We start from the raw sequence: 16,408 nt of genomic DNA, 5'->3' as shown, positions 1-16,408 counted from the left end.
GAAGCGGCCCCAAAACCTGCAACTGCGGTCATTCAGGTACACCGCATGCACAGGGTTTACGACTGCTGCGCAGTCGAGCGGGAGCAAGCTCCCTCGCCACAGGTAAATCCCTGCGCCACGGGTAGGGCTTTCATTTCAGGTGGGTCTTGCATCACAGGTAACCCCCTCATCACCGGCGCTCTCTCGCCACAGGGTTTGATGCTTTACTGAAAAGACCCCAAAAACCCTGCGAGTAGCCCTCCCATGAACCGCAACGACCTGCGCCGCGTGGACATGAACCTGCTGGTGATTTTCGAAACGTTGATGTTCGAGAAGAACCTGACCCGGGCCGGGGAGAAGCTGTTCCTCGGTCAGCCTGCGGTCAGTGCTTCGCTGGCGAAGTTACGCGATCTGTTCGACGATCCGTTGCTGGTGCGCAACGGTCGGGTGCTGGAGCCGACCCAACGGGCGTTGGCGATTCTCAAGGAGTTGCAGCCGGCGATGGACACCATCTCCGGTGCGGTCAGCCGGGCCAAGGATTTCGACCCGTCGACCAGCCGTGATGTGTTTCGCATCGGCCTGTCCGACGACGCCGAGTTCGGTCTGTTTCCGCCGCTGCTCAAGCAGATACGCGAAGAAGCGCAGAACGTCGTGGTGGTGGTGCGGCGGGTGAATTACCTGTTGATGTCACCGATGCTCTCCTCCGGGGAGATTTCCGTCGGGATCAGCTACACCACGGAACTGCCGGCCAATGCCAAGCGCAAGAAGTTGCGGGACTTGAGCGTGAAGATTCTGCGTGGCGATAACCGTCCGGGTCCATTGACCCTGGATGAGTATTGCGAACGTCCCCATGCGCTGGTGTCGTTTTCCGGGGATTTGACCGGTGCCATCGACAACGATCTGGCACGCATCGGCCGCTCGCGGCGGGTGGTGCTGGCGGTGCCGCAGTTCTCCGGGCTGCGCGCCTTGCTGACCGGCACCGATATGCTGGCCACGGTGCCGGACTACGCCGCGTGTGCGTTGATCGAAGGCAGCAACCAGATGCGAGCCGACGACCCGCCGTTTGACATCGTGCTGTCCGAACTGTCCATGGTCTGGAACGGGGTCAACGATAACGATCCGGCAGAACGTTGGTTGCGCTCGCGAATTGCCCAACACATGTCGGCTGAACTGCCGGTGCTCTGAGCGAGTTGAAATCCGGATCGGTCTCGCGCAGAAAGATCGGCATGTCGGTCATCGGCGGCATGGCGGGAATGTCGAAACACATCTGGATCACCCAGCCACGGTGATAACTGGCGTGATTGACCACGTGCAGCAGCATCGCGCCGGCGCTCATGGTGCCGCTTTCGCCCGAGACAAAAGTGAACTCGACGGGTTTATCCAGCGACCTCTCTGTCTGTCGGGCGCTCCAGTTGCAATACCAGTGATCGATCTCCCTTTGCGCCATGTGCAAATCAGCGAGGTCGGGATGCAGCAGATCGTGTGAGGTTTTGAAGCCGTGCCCTCGGCCTTCGAGGTGAGCCTGCCAGATGCAGTCCACGACGTAGATGTGGTTCAGGGTGCCGATCATGTTCTTGAACACCGACACTCGCTCCTTGTTGACCTCCCCCGGCGGCAATGCGGCCAGGCTGTCAAAGAGGCGCTGATCGGCCCATTGCTTGTAATCGGCAAGCATGCGGGCGGTGCGTACGTTGATCATCAGAGTTCTCCCATTACGATGGGCGCACTGGCAAGCATAGACCGCTCGGCGTACTGCATCGCAATGGCTGATAACCGGCACTGTGCCACAACGCAGCCTCGCGGTGGTCGGCAGCTGATCCAGCGATTCCGTTTCGTGAGTGAACTCGGGAGGTTTCAGGTGCGCTTGAGGATCTGGTCCATCACCCAATCGGTTTTCAGCGCCTGTTCGGCCACCGCCGGATGCTGCGAAACGCCACGGATGTGAGCGTTCATGCCCAGCACGTGATGCCACTGGATGTGCTCGTGATGGTCGATGAGCAGGCTCAGGTGCTCATACGCTTCAAGCTGCACCGGGTGTTCATCGAACACTGAAAAACTGATCCGGCCCTTGCTGCCGATCAGCTCGACCCGGTCTTCTCGGCGATCCGCCACGAAATTCCAGCAGCCCATGCCCAGGGCACCCGAAGCGAACCGCCAACTGGCGCTGACGGCGTCTTCGGCGGCATACAAACCGGCCTGCCGCGCGGTGAAACCGGCGACTTCGACGATATCGCCGAGCAGATACTGGAACAGGTCAAGACCATGACTGGCCAGGTCGGCGAAGTAGCCGCCGCCGGCCATCACCGGATTCGTGCGCCAATTGTCGGCGCCACCCAGATCGTTCGGGGAAGGTGCTTTGGTCAGGGTCCAGGACAGATGCCGCACCTCGCCGATCCGCCCCTCCTCCAACCACTGCCGCACGTGTTGAAAGCGCGGTAGCGAGCGTCGGTAATAGGACACGAACAGGTGCAATCCGGCGTCGGCAAAGACCTGTTGCATCTCGCGGCTTTGCCCGGCATTCAGCGACATCGGTTTTTCGACGCAGCAATGCTTGCCGGCCGCAGCGACCATCAAGCTATAGGCATGGTGACTGTCGGGGGGCGTGGCGATGTACACCGCGTCCACCTCGGGATCATCGATCAGCGCCTGTGCATCGGTGTAAACCCGGGCGATGCCGTGGCGTGCGGCGTAGTCGGTGACCGCCTCCAGGCGTCGCCCCATCACTGCCACCAGCGCCGAACCGGGGGCCTTGTAAAAGGCCGGCCCACTCTTGCGTTCGGCGACACTGCCACAACCGATCATGCCCCAGCGTACGACGTCCATGTTTTCTCCTTGATCCTTAGCCTATGCTCAAGGCGCGCAGGTCCAGATGACCGTCCTTGAGCGGCGGGCACCAATAGTAACCGCCAGTGATCGGACGGCTGATGCGGTACAAACCGTCGGTGATGCCATCTTCCAGTCCGCTCATGCGTCGCAGCTGGGCCTCGAACGCATCGAGGGAAAAACCGAACGCCAGGAACATCAGGCCGGCACGATCCCCTTCGATCCACGGCATCGAGCGACGGACCACGAACGCCTCGGGGGCGAAGCTTTCCTGGGCCGTGCGTTTGACGTGGGCGGAAATCGGCGCGTCATCCAGCTCTTCGTTATCGCTCAAGCGTCGGCCCATGATGTTGTCCTTTTCATGGGACGGCATCGCGTGGAAGCCTTTCAGGTCGTGCTGCCACTGCTGGATCGCGGCGAAGCTGCCACCGACCAGGCCTTCAGCGCCGTCGCCCAACAGCGCGGCGGCCACGGCGGCTTCGTCGTGCGGGTTTTCGGTGCCGTCTTCGTAGCCGGTCAGGTCGTGGCCGGTCATGTGGCGGAAGGTTTCGTTCATCTGCACCAGGCGCAGGGCCGGGGCCAGCGAGGCTTCGATGGCGTGGCTGCGATTGAGCAACTCGCCACGGTCGACGCCATGCAGCCAGCACCAGAGCGCGTGTTGGGTCGACGGGTTGTCGACGCCGACACCGGTCAGCGCCGGAAACGGTCGCAGGCCATCGATTTGCGCGTGCAGCGCCTTGACCAGGGATTCACCAAAGCCGACCACCACCGACTTTCCGTCCACCAGCTGCATCAAGTTATCGAGCGCGGCTGGCAAGGCTTCGGCGGATTCGAGGGCGAAGAACATATGACGGGCTTGAGGCGGAACGGGGGTGGCGAGAATGCCCGGCTGGTAGTAACTCATATGAACTCCTTGAAAAAGAGCGCGGAGTTTAACCGGGGATGAGCCTTTCTGTGCACTCCCTGTCGCAGCTCCCTTGTGGTGAGGGGATTTATCCCCGTTCGGCGGCGAAGCCGTCGTGAAATGAGACAACTCGGTGCGCCAGATAGACCGTGCGTTCAGGTTTTACGACTGCTACGCAGCCGAACGGGGATAAATCCCCTCACCACAAGTCAGTTGCTACATGGGATTTGTTGAGAGTGGGGATTCATTGCGAAACGCGCTCGGGCTCATGCCGGTCCAGCGTTTGAAGGCTCGGCGAAAGCTGCGCACGTCGCTGTAGCCGACTTCTTCGGTGATGCGCTCGATGGACAGGTCCGGATTGGCCAGCAGGCTCATCGTCCGGGCCTGGAGTACTTGTTCCAGCAGCGTCTCGAAAGTCAGCGCATGTTCGGTCAGGCGCCGACGCAAGGTGCGGCTGCCGGCAAGCAACTCTGGCCGCCCGACCAGTTACGCCAGGGAATCAGCCGTGGCCCGCGCAGGAACTCGGCCAACGCGGGGGTTGAGCCCAGCGCGGTGAAGGCGCCAATGACGCTCGCCCGTTGCAGCAGTTGGCGCCGTGTTAAATCCATCGTCATGAATCGCATCCGCCGTTCTTATTGTGGGAATGGCGTTGGCCGTCGCCGTGCACCGCCGGGCTTTTCCGCTCATCACCACAACCGCTCAGCAGCGCGGCGAAGATGCCGCCCATCAACGCCAAACAAAGGCTAGGCTTTTCAGAGACTCGACTGGCCCGCATGGTTGTCCTCTCGTTGGGCATCCCTCGCGGGGAGCACTTTTTATTGTGATCAGGCACAGGTCAACACTAAGGCACCAACGCGCACGGGTTGAGGGCATCGGGGGCCAACAAGGGGGGCATCTGAGGCCATGACCGTAGGTGCCGGCCGTTCCACGATCGAAAACCCTGAACCGCCGAACGATGAGATGAGTCATGACAAGCGAGGCCGAGGTCTGCTAAAACGATTCATCAGTTCATCACCCAATCCAGACGGGGTAGCGACATGACCACAGCACACATCCTTGGCAACCTGTTTCCCGATTCAAGCGACATCCCGGAAAAATACCGCCTCGACGGTCAGACCGAGCAGCGTGAATACCTGGTCGATGGCGAACTGAAAACCTGGTCCGGCCCCCTCGCCCAAGTCCGCAGTCCCGTGTACCTGACCGGCGAAAATGGCGACGAACAAGTGATCCTCGGCAGCACGCCGCTGCTCGACGCTGAAACTGCATTGACCGCACTGGACGCCGCCGTCCGCGCCTATGACCGGGGTCAGGGACTGTGGCCGACCATGCGCGTGGCCGAACGCATCCAGCACGTCGAAACATTTCTGGGCCTCATGCGCGAACAGCGTGAGGCGGTGGTCAAGCTGCTGATGTGGGAGATCGGCAAGAACCTCAAGGACTCCGAGAAAGAGTTCGATCGCACTTGCGATTACATTGTCGACACCATCAACGCCCTCAAGGAACTCGACCGCCGCTCCAGCCGCTTCGAGCTGGAACAGGACACCCTCGGGCAGATCCGCCGCGTTCCACTGGGCGTCGCCTTGTGCATGGGCCCTTACAACTACCCGCTGAACGAAACCTTCACCACGCTGATTCCGGCGCTGATCATGGGCAACACCGTGGTGTTCAAACCGGCCAAGCTGGGCGTGCTGTTGATTCGTCCGCTGCTGGAAGCTTTTCGCGACAGCTTCCCGGCCGGGGTGATCAACGTGATCTACGGCAGCGGCCGCGAGACCGTCAGCGCGCTGATGGCCAGCGGCAAGATCGATATCTTTGCGTTTATCGGCACCAACAAAGCCGCCAGCGACCTGAAAAAACTCCACCCGAAACCCCACCGCTTGCGCGCAGCATTGGGCCTGGATGCGAAGAACCCGGGCATCGTGTTGCCGGAGGTCGATCTGGACAACGCGGTCAACGAAGCAGTGACCGGCTCGCTGTCGTTCAACGGTCAGCGTTGCACCGCCCTGAAAATCCTCTTCGTCCATGAAGACGTGGTCGAATCGTTCATCGAGAAATTCAACGCCAAACTGGCCACCCTGAAACCGGGTATGCCGTGGGAAAGCGGTGTTGCGCTGACGCCGCTGCCGGAAGCGAGCAAGGTCGATTACCTGCACTCGCTGGTCGCGGACGCGGTCAGCAAAGGCGCCAGGGTGGTGAACCCGAATGGCGGTGAGGCACGGGCGTCGTTCTTCTACCCGGCGGTGTTGTTCCCGGTGACGCCGCAGATGCGCGTCTATCAGGAAGAGCAGTTTGGCCCGGTGGTGCCAATCGTGCCTTACCGGCATCTCGACACAGTGATCGACTACGTCCTGGAGTCGGACTTCGGCCAGCAGTTGAGTATCTTCGGCACCAACCCGGTGGCGGTCGGTCGGCTGGTGGACACCTTTGCCAACCAAGTCGGCCGGATCAACCTCAACGCCCAGTGCCAGCGCGGCCCGGACACCTACCCGTTCAACGGCCGCAAAAACTCCGCCGAAGGCACGCTGTCGGTGCATGACGCGTTGCGGGTGTTCTCTATCCGCACGCTGGTGGCAACCAAGTTCCAGGAAACCAATAAAGAACTCATCAGCGAGATCATCAGCGGACGCAGTTCGAGTTTCCTGACCACCGATTACATCTTCTGAGGACACCAAGCCTGAACACGTTCAGAGCCCATCGACTGCCACCGCTGCTGCGTCGGCTACTGCGTCCGTTGCTGGACCCGTACCGGCGCTACCGCCACGCGAAACTGATCCACGCGGTCCGCGTGTCGCTGGGGTTGCTGGCATCGATCGTGCTGACCACCGGCATCAACCTGCCCCACGGTGAGTGGGCGTCGGTGACGATGCTGGTGGTGATCGGCGGTTTGCAGCACCACGGCAACATCGGCAAAAAAGCCGCCGAGCGCGCCGTCGGCACGTTGATCGGCGCCACCATCGGCTTGCTGTTGGTGGCGCAACAGGCCTGGCTCGGAATGCCGTGGCTGACCTATTTTGTGATGTCGGTGGTGTGCGGATTCTTCTCGTATCACGCCATCGGCAAGGGCGGTTACACCGCGTTGCTGGCGGGGATCACGGTGTTTATTGTCGCCGGGCATGGTGACAACCCGATCTCCGACGGACTGTGGCGCGGCGTGGATATTCTGATTGGCGTGGCGTTGGCCCTGGCCTTTTCCTTCGCCCTGCCGTCGTATGCGGTTTATTCCTGGCGCTACAACCTGGCCAACTCGCTGCGCGATTGCGCGACGATTTACGGGCGCATCATCGATGGTCAGCCCGTCTCCGATGACGAACACCTGAAGATCATGAATCGCCTGAACGCAGCGATGGTGCAACTGCGTTCGCTGATGCCGTCGGTGTCCAAGGAAGTGAAGATTTCCATGACTGAGCTCGATGCCATCCAGCGCAATTTGCGGATGTGCGTCAGCACCCTGGAGATCCTCGGCAACACCCGGCCCGATGCCAACGATCGCGACGCCATGGCCCATCTGCAATCGAGTTTCAAAGCCGAGCACCGGCAGATTCGCGTGCAACTGATCGGCATGGCCCGGGCGCTGAAAACCGGCGCATCGCAGCGCCTCAGTCGTTCTGTCGATTTGCCGGTTGATTCAAGTCTCGAAGCGCCCGTTTATAACGCGCTGGACGGCTATCGGTTATTGATCCGCCAGTTCGCATCGAACATCGGCGAGATGCGCCAGCGACTGGCCAAGACCGCGCCGCGCTGGAACATCTGACGCCTGTTTATTGGGTGACCGCGCGACGAGTCTTCAGGCCCCAGCCCTGCTGCATGCCAGCGGCGGCCAGCAGAATCGCGGCAACACCGATCCATTGCAGCGGCTCCAGGCGGTGGCCGAAGGCAAACCAGTCCACGAAAATCGCCGCAATCGGGTAGATGAACGACAACGCGCCGGTCAATGCCGTCGGCAGTTTCTGAATCGCGCCGTACAGCAGGACATACATCACGCCGGTGTGAACAATGCCCAGCGTCACCAGGCTGGCCCAGGCACTGGGCGCTTGCGGCAACGCTGAAAAGTGCGCAAATGGCGCGAGCAGCAGCACGCCGGTGCTGACCTGGATCAGAGCAATCAAGTGCGGTGGCGTGCCGGTCAGGTGTTTGATGATCAACGCCGCAATCGCGTACAGAAACGCAGCGCCCAACGCCAGGCCGATGCCCATCAGGTAATCGTTGCCACTCGCGCCCTGCTCGCCATGTGCGCTGACAATCGCCAGCATCCCGAGAAACGAAATACCCAGCCAGAACAGCTTTTGCAGGGTGATTTTCTCGCCCAGAAACAGCGCCGCCAACCCGACCAGCATGAACGGCTGGACGTTATAAACCGCCGTACCAATGGCAATCGACGCGCGAGAATAAGAGGCGAACAACAGCACCCAGTTGCCGACAATCGCCACGCCGCTGAGCACCGCCAGCAAGAACGTGGTGCGGGTGAGGATGCCCGGGCGCAGAAAGCCGAATGCCGCGCAGATCAGCAACAGCGTGCCGGCGCCGAACACGCACCGCCAGAACACCACGTCCAGCACGGGCTGCCCGGACACCAGCACGAACCAACCGATGGTCCCGGAGATCAGCATGGCGGCGGTCATTTCAAATGAACCGCGACGTATTGTTTTGTCCATCATCAGACTCCTGTGATTGAGCCCAAATTATGCCAATCCGCCCAAGGGCTTCTCCAGCGCAAAAAGCAGGCTAAACTCGGTTTCTGCCTTTTTTATCAAGGCGTATTCCGTCAACTGCCTAACAGAGGATTTGCCATGACCGACGACATCGACCAAGTGCTCATCACCGCATTAATGGAAGATTCCCGCCGTTCGCTCAAGGCCCTGGCGCAGATCAGCGGCTTGTCCTCACCCAGCGTTGCCGAGCGTTTGCGCAGGCTGGAAGAGCGTGGCGTGCTCAAGGGTTACACCGTCGAAATCGACCCGAAATGCTTCGGCTATCAACTGCAGGCCATCGTACGGATACGCCCGTTGCCGGGCCAGTTGCAGGAAGTCGAGCGGCAGATTCAGGCCATCCCCGAATTCACCGAGTGCGACAAAGTTACCGGCGACGACTGTTTCATCGCGCGCCTGCATGTTCGCTCGATGGAGCAACTGGACACCCTGCTCGACCGCCTCAACACCCACGCCGAAACCAACACCGCCATCGTCAAGAAGACCCCGGTCAAACGCCGCTTGCCACCGATGGCTTGAGTGCGGTTTTGATTGGAAACGCGTAAATTGACAGTTTTCCGGCGAAGGATTGGCGGTATGAAAATTCAGGTGGTTTTACTCGCGGCATTGATGCTGACGGGTTGCGGTACGGTACAGACTGTGATTCGCGGTGACGAAGTGGCGGCGAAGGATCTCAAGGAGTACAAAAGTTACTGCGGTGCCGTTCCCCGTATCTACAGCGGCGTGACTTACGATTTCTGCATGCTCAATGCTCCCCTGCAAAAAGGACGGGATGCGCAGGTGCATGACAGTGCTCCGGCCATTGTCCTCATCGACGTAGTCATTTCCGGCGCCCTCGATACGTTGCTCCTGCCCTATACCATCTACCGCCAGCAGGCCGATGGCAGCATTATCATCACGGAATAAACCCGAATTCCGGGCAATAAAAAACCCGCCTGAGCGGGTTTTTTACTTAGAGCCTGCGATTAATCATCGCGGCTCATGATGCCGAACAGCTGCAACAAGCTGACGAACAGGTTGTAGATCGATACATACAGGCTGATCGTCGCCATGATGTAGTTACGCTCGCCGCCGTGAATGATGGCGCTGGTCTGGAACAGAATGCAGACCGAGGAGAACAGCACGAAACCTGCGCTGATCGCCAGTTGCAGACCGCTGATCTGGAAGAAGAAGCTCGCCAGCGTCGCGCCCAGCAGTACAAAGAAACCTGCGGTGATGAAACCACCGAGGAAGCTCATGTCCTTGCGGGTGATCAGCACGTAGGCCGACAGACCACCGAACACCAGCGCGGTCATCGCGAAAGCCGAACTGACGACTTCAGCGCCGCCCTGCATGCCCAGGTAACGGTTGAGGATCGGGCCGAGCAGGAACCCCATGAAACCAGTCAGGGCAAATGCCGACACCAGGCCCCAGGCCGAGTCACGGAGCTTGTTGGTGAGGAAGAAAAGCCCGTAGAAACCGATCAGCACCACGAAAATATTCGGGTAGCCGACACGCATCTGCTGAGCGACGAACGCCATCACGCCGCTGAATGCGAGGGTGAGAGCGAGCAAGCCGTATGTGTTGCGCAGGACGCGGCTAACCTCTAGCTGCTCAGCCTGCACGCTGTTATTAACTGCGTAATCCTGTTCGCGCATGGCGACACTCCTGTTGGTTTGAAACGTTCAGTCGCAAAGATCATAACAGACGCTCTGTAACAAGCCATGCAGAGAGTTTGACAGTGTGTTTCATTCAGGTATTATGGCGCCCGCAACGCAAACGGAGGTGTGGCCGAGTGGTTTAAGGCAACGGTCTTGAAAACCGTCGACTGTAACAGGTCCATGAGTTCGAATCCCATCGCCTCCGCCATATTTGTACCGACAAAGCCCTGATTATTCAGGGCTTTGTCGTTTCTGCGGCAGGCGATTTCTGTTACGTCTTCATGGCTCGTTTCCGCAGCCCTGACCGCGAACTTTGTAGCGCAATACACTGCGGCTGTCGGGGACACCGCAAGGCCGCCGATCGATGAAATATTGATGACCTGCCCGTACCCTTGCGCCTCCATGCTTGGCAAGACGGCGGCAATGCCATGTAGCACCCCGCGAACGTGTCATCGCGTCAGTGACTTTGCGCAGCTTGTACGCTTGTAATGCGTTGACCCGACGCCCAGGCTGGATGTCGCAGAGATAGCTGCGCACAAGATGTACTGCCAGCGCCTGCGCCAGAGAGCGGGCGAAAAGGGAGCTGGGCGAGCGCTCTTCGACCCACTCAGTGCGCAACTGCTCCATGACAAACGCAACTCGCGCGTCCCGTGCACCTGATACATCGCGCAAACGTACAGCCCTTACGTGTTCACCTAGCTGCTCGCTCGAAGCTTGCTCGATCAGCGGTAAACCCAGATAGAGGTGCATGGCTTCGAAGGTATCGCCCCCGCGAGTCTGCCAGCGCACTCCATACGGCTCATCGGAACTGGTGAGGAAGAAATCGCCAGCGCTGACATCTGCCGCTTTCCACTCTCCACCCAGTACGCGCTCCTCCACCCTCGCCGCCCCCGCCAGCACCAGTACGAGCAACGGGTCCACCACCGCAGGCACCAGAATGGGTTCAATGACGCTGCGATGGGTGAACAGCTGAATCACAATGTCCTTGATTTCCGGGTGCGCGGATAAGGTACGAGGCAGCGCCTGGAGAGTAGTTGAAGCCTGCCTGGCTTTGCGTAACCACTACACCCAACCATTACGCATCGAAGAGCTTGCCCGGGTAACCAATTTGGGCAGCTCTACGTTGCATCACCGCTTCAAGGCAGTGACGGCCATGAGTCCGCTGCAGTTTCAGAAGCAACTCCGTCTGCAGGAAGCCCGCCGTCTGATGCTCGGCGAAGGGCTGGATGTGGCGAGTGCATGTTATCGAGTGGGCTACGAAAGCCCATCGCAATTCAGCCGAGAATACAGTCGTCAATTCGGGTGTCCGCCATCCAGGGATACCAGCCGAACTCGCCGCCCTGCGTGAAAAGCCATACTTGAGTGACTGCCTGGCTGGGTGAGACGCGACTGAAGGCCAGGATTGTTTTTTTCATGACGCTTCATTTCACCTGTTTCAAACTCGATTCGCATCGTGTTCTGACTTCAAACAGGTCTTTTCCCACTCTCGATAACTGTCCGCCAGTGTGTAGAGGCAGACGTTCGGAATGTCAGGCCACCCACCACTGCCGCGCCGCTGTTTCTCAGACATGCTCTTCCACACGCTCAACCCTGTGCGTTTCTTCGCGCCATTGCAGCGCGTCCGCGCAACAGAAGGCGTGTCGCCCGTTGATTTCCAGCGCAGAGGTGAAGAAGAACTGCCCCACGGTTAGCTCGCCGACCGCATAAATCTGCCGCGCCGAGCCCGTCCGGCCCTGAATGCGGTAGGTATCCGGGTCGACGCAGATGCCCCCCATAGGATGACAGGTGGCCGTGCCGTTCTTGATCAGCAAGCTCAGCAAGGTCGACTCAATGAGGTTCGCATCTCGAGGAAAGCCCGTTGCGTAGATCACCCGATCATAGACATGCTCACAGCCCGCCACCCGAATGCTCAGTCCCGGCACATCAACTGGCTCGGGCGCGGTAAACGCACCGGGGACGAACTCCAGCTGGCCGCTTCGCAGGTAACCGAGGATCTTGCGCGCGTTTTCCGCCGGGATGGAGACGCGGTAAGCCATGAAGAAGCTGAAATACTCTTTCATGAACCTGGCTTGTGCAGTGTCGTCCAGCGCCTGCCAAAGGTGTTCGATGAAGCCGTTGGTTGCATAGAGGATGGCCTGCCAGATACGCGGTGCTTGCGAGGCATTGATCTCGTTTTCGATAAAGCTGATGACATCGGCCGGCGGTGCTGGCAGAGGGATCACGGCACTCGTCGAGGCCGGGTCGTGGGTGGCCAGTTCCTTGCGAAACAGTGCGACCAGATCACTGATCTGCAAAGGCCCGTTTTGCGCGACCAGCGCGCGAACACCCTCGAGGGTCAGGTGCTGGAGCTCGACGCGCTCCTGGGTTGCGCGAACCACGGGGAAATAGCCGCTACGCGAATGCATGCGAATCAACTCGCGATGCCCGCCCTCGATCAGCGCGATCACCGTGTCAATGGCGCTCAACCGCGCACCGATGACGGCCACCCGCTCGTCCGGGGAAATTGTTTTGAGCAGGCGCGCAACCGGATAGGGTGTCGCCAGGACGCGCTCGTCGTGCTGGTCCGGATCAATTTTCTTGGCCAACGGCCCGCAGAACAGCAACACCTTGTGCGTGGCGAGACTCAGCCCGCATCGCGTCCGCACGGTCTCCATTCCGTCAATCAGATCGATCGCGCAGACCTCGGCATTCATCAGCACCAATTGGCAGCCGAGCGAAGCGCCCCGCAATACGATCTTCTTGATCTGGTGCTGCAAATAAACGCCGAACAAGGCCCGCGGAGCAAAGCTCTCCGGGGTCGGACAAAACTCGGGAAAGGCATGCCGCCACGCCCCGGGATGGTCCTCTAACCAACGCTGGAAATGACCAGGGAGATGCGGATAGGGCGTAATGAAACCTGTCTTGGTATTGAGGATGTTGCTCTGCAAATCAGCCTCATATGCCGCGCCGCGCCCGAAGTCTTCGCGTTTTTCGAAGAGGTAAATGGTCCCGGCCGGTGCGTTGCATGCCGCGACGCGATCCAGGTGACGTTGCAGGAATGCGATAGCCGTCGCGCCGCAGCCTACGATTGCAAAGGCATTTTTCATCAAGGTATTTCCTTATAGTGAACCGCTTCCCTACGTGTGTTTCCTCCCGGCAGCAGACGTGGCGCAGCCAGCCACCCCCCGTTCCGGGACACTTCAACGTCGCCAGACCTCGCCCCTGCCAGACCGGTAATCACGAAACGGCAGACAGGAACTCTCTCAAGCGCGCGGCCCCGGCCCTGACCTGCTCGACATCGCTGGAGTACGACAATCGCGCATGACCCGGTGCGCCAAAAAAGCTGCCGGGAATCAGCGCGACGCCGTATTCCTCCAGCAGCAAGGCGCAAAATGCCTCGTCATCGGCGATCAACCTGCCGTGCAGGGATTTGCCCAGGACCTGGCTGATATCCATGAACAGATAAAACGCCCCCGCTGGTTCGCAGAATCTCAGGTGTGGCGCCCCCTGCAAGTCGGCGAGCAATGCCTGGCGCTGACTGTACAAGCGGTCTCTTGCGGCGTAGGAGAACGCCTGGTCACCGCTGAAGGCCGCCGCTGCCGCAGCCGCCGCAATCGGCGGGATATTGGAGATCGAGTTGGAATTGAGCGTGGTGACTGCGGCGGCAATCCGTTCATTGGCCGCCAACAGCCCGACGCGCCAGCCCGGCATTCCATAGAGTTTGGATACGCTGTCGATCTTGATGATGCGGTCGCTCAGATCCGGTGCGACCGACAGCAGACTGGGGCAGCTATCCATGTCGTAGACGAATCGCTGATAGACGTCATCCGAAATGATCCAGACATCCTTTTTACGCAGCACCTGTGCCAACGCAGCGAGTTCCTCGGCGCAATACACGGCGCCGGTAGGGTTGCCCGGCGAGTTCAGCATGACCACCTGCACCTTGTCGGACAAGGCCTCTTCAAGGGCCTGCGCCGTCATCTTGAAATCGGTTTGTGCCGAGCAGGTGACGTTGACCACGCCCGCTCCGACCAGATCGGCAATGTCGAAATAGGTCGGCCAGCAAGGGGTGGACACGAGGATCTCGTCGCCGGGGCGGATGATCGCGCGCAGCACACTGAACAACAGGTGCTTGGCGCCGAGGCCGGCCACCAGATTCTGCTCGCGATAGTGGGTGAACCCCTGTCCATGCAGATGATCCAGATACGCCGCCAGCAGCGCTTCATCTCCGCGGCTTGAGCCATACCCGCCGGTGTGTTCGCAGGCAGCTTTGACGGCCGCTTCGACGATGTGCGGCGCCGGAAGAAAACCCGGCACACCGACACCGAGATCGATCACTGGATGCAGGGTTTCCCTGACTTTCTGAACGACACCCAGGATCGGGCAAAACCGTGCAAATTCGAGATCTGGCGAAAGAGTAGGCATAAAAATGGCTCCGTTACGCTGAGTCAGGCTGCGCGTTCGGTCACGCGGGCTCGGGCCATGAGCGCGGCCATGTGAGTGGCAGTCGCCGTGATGATGTCGAGGTTGCCGGCGCTTGGATCGAGAAAGTCCCCTGCCCCTTCAACGCGCACCATGGTGAACAAGCGTCCCTCGCTGTAATGCAGATCGACGATGACCTGATACCCAGGCACGGCAGACTGCACCTGGGCCACGGCACGTTCCACTTCACGGCGGGTGGCGGTCAGATCAACCGTCTCTATCAGCGCCGAAACCGCGGTCTGCATAAAGACATTCGGCTTGGCCGGATTGATGTTGAGGATCGCCTTGACGTCCTTGCAGCCGGTGAAATGGCTCAACGCATGCTCGGTGGTAGTGATGTAGTTGCTCAGGTTTCGCCGAGTGGCCGGGCCGGCGCTTTCGGCGCTGATCGATGACACCACTTCGATGTAGCGCACGCCCGGATTAGCCCGGGCGATCGCGGCCGCAAGCGGGATGGAAGCCTGGCCACCACAGGTGATCATGTTGATATTGCTCGCCTCGGTCAGCTCCTCGCCGTTGAGGGACGGCACGCACAACGCGCCCAGAGAGGCTGGGGTCAGGTTGATGATCGCTTTACCGGCCTCGATCAGGCGCGGTGCGTGGGCTTCATGGTCGGCTGCCGAGGTGGCATCGAACACCAGATCAAATTCGTTGATCCGGGCAAACAGGCCGTCGATGCCGTCCGCGGTGGTGGCGACCCCGCGCTCACGGGCAAACGCAAGGCCCGATGAGTGCAAGGAGCGACCGGCAACCAGCGTGCAATCCAGATTCGGATGGGCCAGCACCTTGCACAGGATGTCGCAGCCGATATTGCCACTGCCGATGATGGCGGTTTTCAAAGTCATTTTTTCAGCTCCAGAGTCAGGCGACGACGGGTTGAGAAAGGCGGCTGGCCACCGAGATGATCAGGTCTTCCTGGCCGGCCACGGCGTTGCATCGCGCAAGCTCTTCATAGATTTTTCGCGGCTCGACGTGAAATTCCGCCGCCGCGCGCGCGACGTGCTTCTCGAACCCGCTGCAAACACCGTAGAGGCCGCTGATCAGATTGGCAGTCTTCACCACCGTGGGAGTCCTGACCGGTGCTGAATCCTCTAGGCTCTCGACGGCGCGGCAAAGGTCAAAAACCTTCACCCCGGTCTCGAATTTGTAGCGTTCAAGCACCGCGCACAGCACCTCCAGCTGGGTGTTGCCGGCACCCGCGCCGAATCCGCGCATACAGCCGTCAATGATGGTCGCCCCGGCCTGGGCGGCAGCCAGCGAGTTGGCAACCGCCAAGCCAAGATTGTTGTGGCCATGGAAGCCCACGGGAATAGCAAGCTCCCTGACCAGCAGGCCGATCTTTTCGCGTGTGCTGTCCGGGTCAAAGTGCCCCGCCGAATCCATCAGAACCAGGGCATTGGCGCCATAGCCCTGCTGCTTCAACGCTTCTTCGAGCAGCGTCTCGGGGCTGGCCATGTGGGTCATCATCAGCACGCCCTGGACGTACGCGCCCTTGGACCGCGCATGCTCGATGTAGCTCTCGGTCAGGCTGGCCTCGGTGCAATGGGACGCGATGCGCAGTACGTCGACGCCGATCTGCAGTGCGGTATCAACATCGCTCAGCCTGGCAAACCCGGGAATCATGTGGATGCCGAGCCTGGAATGCGTCAGGTTGGCTCGCGCCGTTTCGAGCATCTCGCTGTCTTTGTAGCGCGCAAGTCCGAGTTGCAGGGAGGACGCACCCAGGCCATTTCCGTGGCCGACTTCTACAACGCTGAGGCCGCAGCCATCGACCGCGCGGCAGTAGGCGGCAATGTCCTGCAGGCTCAGCGTATGGGAGACAGCATGATTTCCGTCGCGCAGCGTTGGGTCGTGAATTGCAATACTCATCGAGATCAAGTCCTTGTCATCATTCG

General features: G+C 60.2%; 14 protein-coding genes, 1 tRNA gene and 4 pseudogenes. 7 read left to right on the top strand and 12 right to left on the bottom strand.

The annotated features are described in order from the left end of the window. Positions 1 to 243: 243 nt before the first annotated feature. Positions 244 to 1,164, top strand: a complete 921-nt coding sequence (locus tag ACA060_RS12190; protein ID WP_497317494.1) for a LysR substrate-binding domain-containing protein — start codon at positions 244 to 246, stop codon at positions 1,162 to 1,164. On the opposite strand, the gene ACA060_RS12185 is transcribed toward ACA060_RS12190, so the two are convergent. The 5 genes and pseudogenes from ACA060_RS12185 to ACA060_RS12165 all read right to left on the bottom strand — a co-directional run. Continuing rightward, the gene (locus tag ACA060_RS12185) at positions 1,085 to 1,678 is read right to left on the bottom strand and encodes a DinB family protein (protein WP_497317492.1); all 594 of its coding nucleotides are present in this window, start codon (positions 1,676 to 1,678) and stop codon (positions 1,085 to 1,087) included. The two genes, ACA060_RS12190 and ACA060_RS12185, sit on opposite strands and share 80 nt — an antisense overlap. A 155-nt stretch (positions 1,679 to 1,833) precedes the next feature. Continuing rightward, positions 1,834 to 2,802 carry a Gfo/Idh/MocA family protein gene (locus ACA060_RS12180; protein ID WP_497317490.1) on the bottom strand — a complete coding sequence of 323 codons (969 nt, stop codon included), beginning with the start codon at positions 2,800 to 2,802 and terminating at the stop codon, positions 1,834 to 1,836. A gap of 16 nt (positions 2,803 to 2,818) precedes the next feature. Continuing rightward, on the bottom strand, positions 2,819 to 3,706 hold the full coding sequence (locus tag ACA060_RS12175) for a Dyp-type peroxidase (RefSeq protein ID WP_497317488.1): 888 nt from the start codon (positions 3,704 to 3,706) through the stop codon (positions 2,819 to 2,821). A gap of 216 nt (positions 3,707 to 3,922) precedes the next feature. Continuing rightward, positions 3,923 to 4,177 (bottom strand): annotated as a pseudogene (locus tag ACA060_RS12170) (helix-turn-helix domain-containing protein); the annotation flags it as partial. Further along, positions 4,159 to 4,314, bottom strand: a pseudogene (locus ACA060_RS12165) (twin-arginine translocation signal domain-containing protein); the annotation flags it as partial. The pseudogenes ACA060_RS12165 and ACA060_RS12170, both read right to left, overlap by 19 nt. A gap of 429 nt (positions 4,315 to 4,743) precedes the next feature. Between ACA060_RS12165 and ACA060_RS12160 the strand changes: the two are divergent. Further along, complete coding sequence (locus tag ACA060_RS12160; protein ID WP_497317486.1) at positions 4,744 to 6,369, top strand: NADP-dependent glyceraldehyde-3-phosphate dehydrogenase; 1,626 nt, start codon at positions 4,744 to 4,746, stop codon at positions 6,367 to 6,369. A 47-nt stretch (positions 6,370 to 6,416) separates the two neighbouring features. After that, a complete protein-coding gene (locus ACA060_RS12155) occupies positions 6,417 to 7,457 on the top strand; it encodes an FUSC family protein (protein WP_497318222.1) in 1,041 nt (346 codons plus the stop codon). A 7-nt stretch (positions 7,458 to 7,464) separates the two neighbouring features. Here ACA060_RS12155 and ACA060_RS12150 read toward each other — a convergent pair whose 3' ends face one another. Further along, a complete protein-coding gene (locus ACA060_RS12150; RefSeq protein WP_109630120.1) occupies positions 7,465 to 8,358 on the bottom strand; it encodes a DMT family transporter in 894 nt (297 codons plus the stop codon). A gap of 135 nt (positions 8,359 to 8,493) precedes the next feature. Between ACA060_RS12150 and ACA060_RS12145 the strand changes: the two genes are divergently transcribed. Together ACA060_RS12145 and ACA060_RS12140 are read left to right on the top strand one after the other, a co-directional pair. Continuing rightward, positions 8,494 to 8,931 (top strand): Lrp/AsnC family transcriptional regulator, encoded by a 438-nt coding sequence (locus ACA060_RS12145; protein WP_008155029.1) that lies wholly within the window; start codon positions 8,494 to 8,496, stop codon positions 8,929 to 8,931. 57 nt (positions 8,932 to 8,988) lie between these two features. Then, a complete protein-coding gene (locus ACA060_RS12140) occupies positions 8,989 to 9,318 on the top strand; it encodes a YceK/YidQ family lipoprotein (protein ID WP_497317483.1) in 330 nt (109 codons plus the stop codon). 59 nt (positions 9,319 to 9,377) lie between these two features. Here ACA060_RS12140 and ACA060_RS12135 read toward each other — a convergent pair whose 3' ends face one another. Continuing rightward, positions 9,378 to 10,049: a Bax inhibitor-1/YccA family protein gene (locus ACA060_RS12135; RefSeq protein ID WP_008006561.1), complete on the bottom strand. Its 672-nt coding sequence runs from the start codon at positions 10,047 to 10,049 to the stop codon at positions 9,378 to 9,380. A 123-nt stretch (positions 10,050 to 10,172) separates the two neighbouring features. Here ACA060_RS12135 and ACA060_RS12130 point away from each other — a divergent pair. Further along, positions 10,173 to 10,260, top strand: a tRNA-Ser gene (locus tag ACA060_RS12130). An 88-nt stretch (positions 10,261 to 10,348) separates the two neighbouring features. Here ACA060_RS12130 and ACA060_RS12125 read toward each other — a convergent pair. Then, positions 10,349 to 10,501, bottom strand: a pseudogene (locus tag ACA060_RS12125) (SDR family NAD(P)-dependent oxidoreductase); the annotation flags it as partial. A 578-nt stretch (positions 10,502 to 11,079) separates the two neighbouring features. Here ACA060_RS12125 and ACA060_RS12120 point away from each other — a divergent pair. Further along, a pseudogene (locus ACA060_RS12120) lies at positions 11,080 to 11,400 on the top strand (helix-turn-helix domain-containing protein); the annotation flags it as partial. A 214-nt stretch (positions 11,401 to 11,614) separates the two neighbouring features. Here the strand turns inward: ACA060_RS12120 and ACA060_RS12115 are convergent. The 4 genes from ACA060_RS12115 to dmpG all read right to left on the bottom strand — a co-directional run bounded on the left by ACA060_RS12115 (position 11,615) and on the right by dmpG (position 16,382). Beyond that, a complete protein-coding gene (locus ACA060_RS12115; RefSeq protein ID WP_497317481.1) occupies positions 11,615 to 13,138 on the bottom strand; it encodes an FAD/NAD(P)-binding protein in 1,524 nt (507 codons plus the stop codon). A gap of 130 nt (positions 13,139 to 13,268) precedes the next feature. Further along, a complete protein-coding gene (locus tag ACA060_RS12110) occupies positions 13,269 to 14,456 on the bottom strand; it encodes a pyridoxal phosphate-dependent aminotransferase (RefSeq protein WP_497317479.1) in 1,188 nt (395 codons plus the stop codon). A gap of 23 nt (positions 14,457 to 14,479) precedes the next feature. Continuing rightward, positions 14,480 to 15,358 carry an acetaldehyde dehydrogenase (acetylating) gene (locus tag ACA060_RS12105; protein ID WP_497317477.1) on the bottom strand — a complete coding sequence of 293 codons (879 nt, stop codon included), beginning with the start codon at positions 15,356 to 15,358 and terminating at the stop codon, positions 14,480 to 14,482. Between the two features lie 16 nt (positions 15,359 to 15,374). Continuing rightward, on the bottom strand, positions 15,375 to 16,382 hold the full coding sequence (dmpG, locus tag ACA060_RS12100; RefSeq protein WP_497317475.1) for a 4-hydroxy-2-oxovalerate aldolase: 1,008 nt from the start codon (positions 16,380 to 16,382) through the stop codon (positions 15,375 to 15,377). Positions 16,383 to 16,408: the final 26 nt, after the last annotated feature.

It is taken from the genome of Pseudomonas sp. LBUM1671 (genome assembly GCF_059695685.1).
Note: the sequence above shows the minus strand (reverse complement) of the source record. Positions and strands in the feature narration are given on the sequence as shown.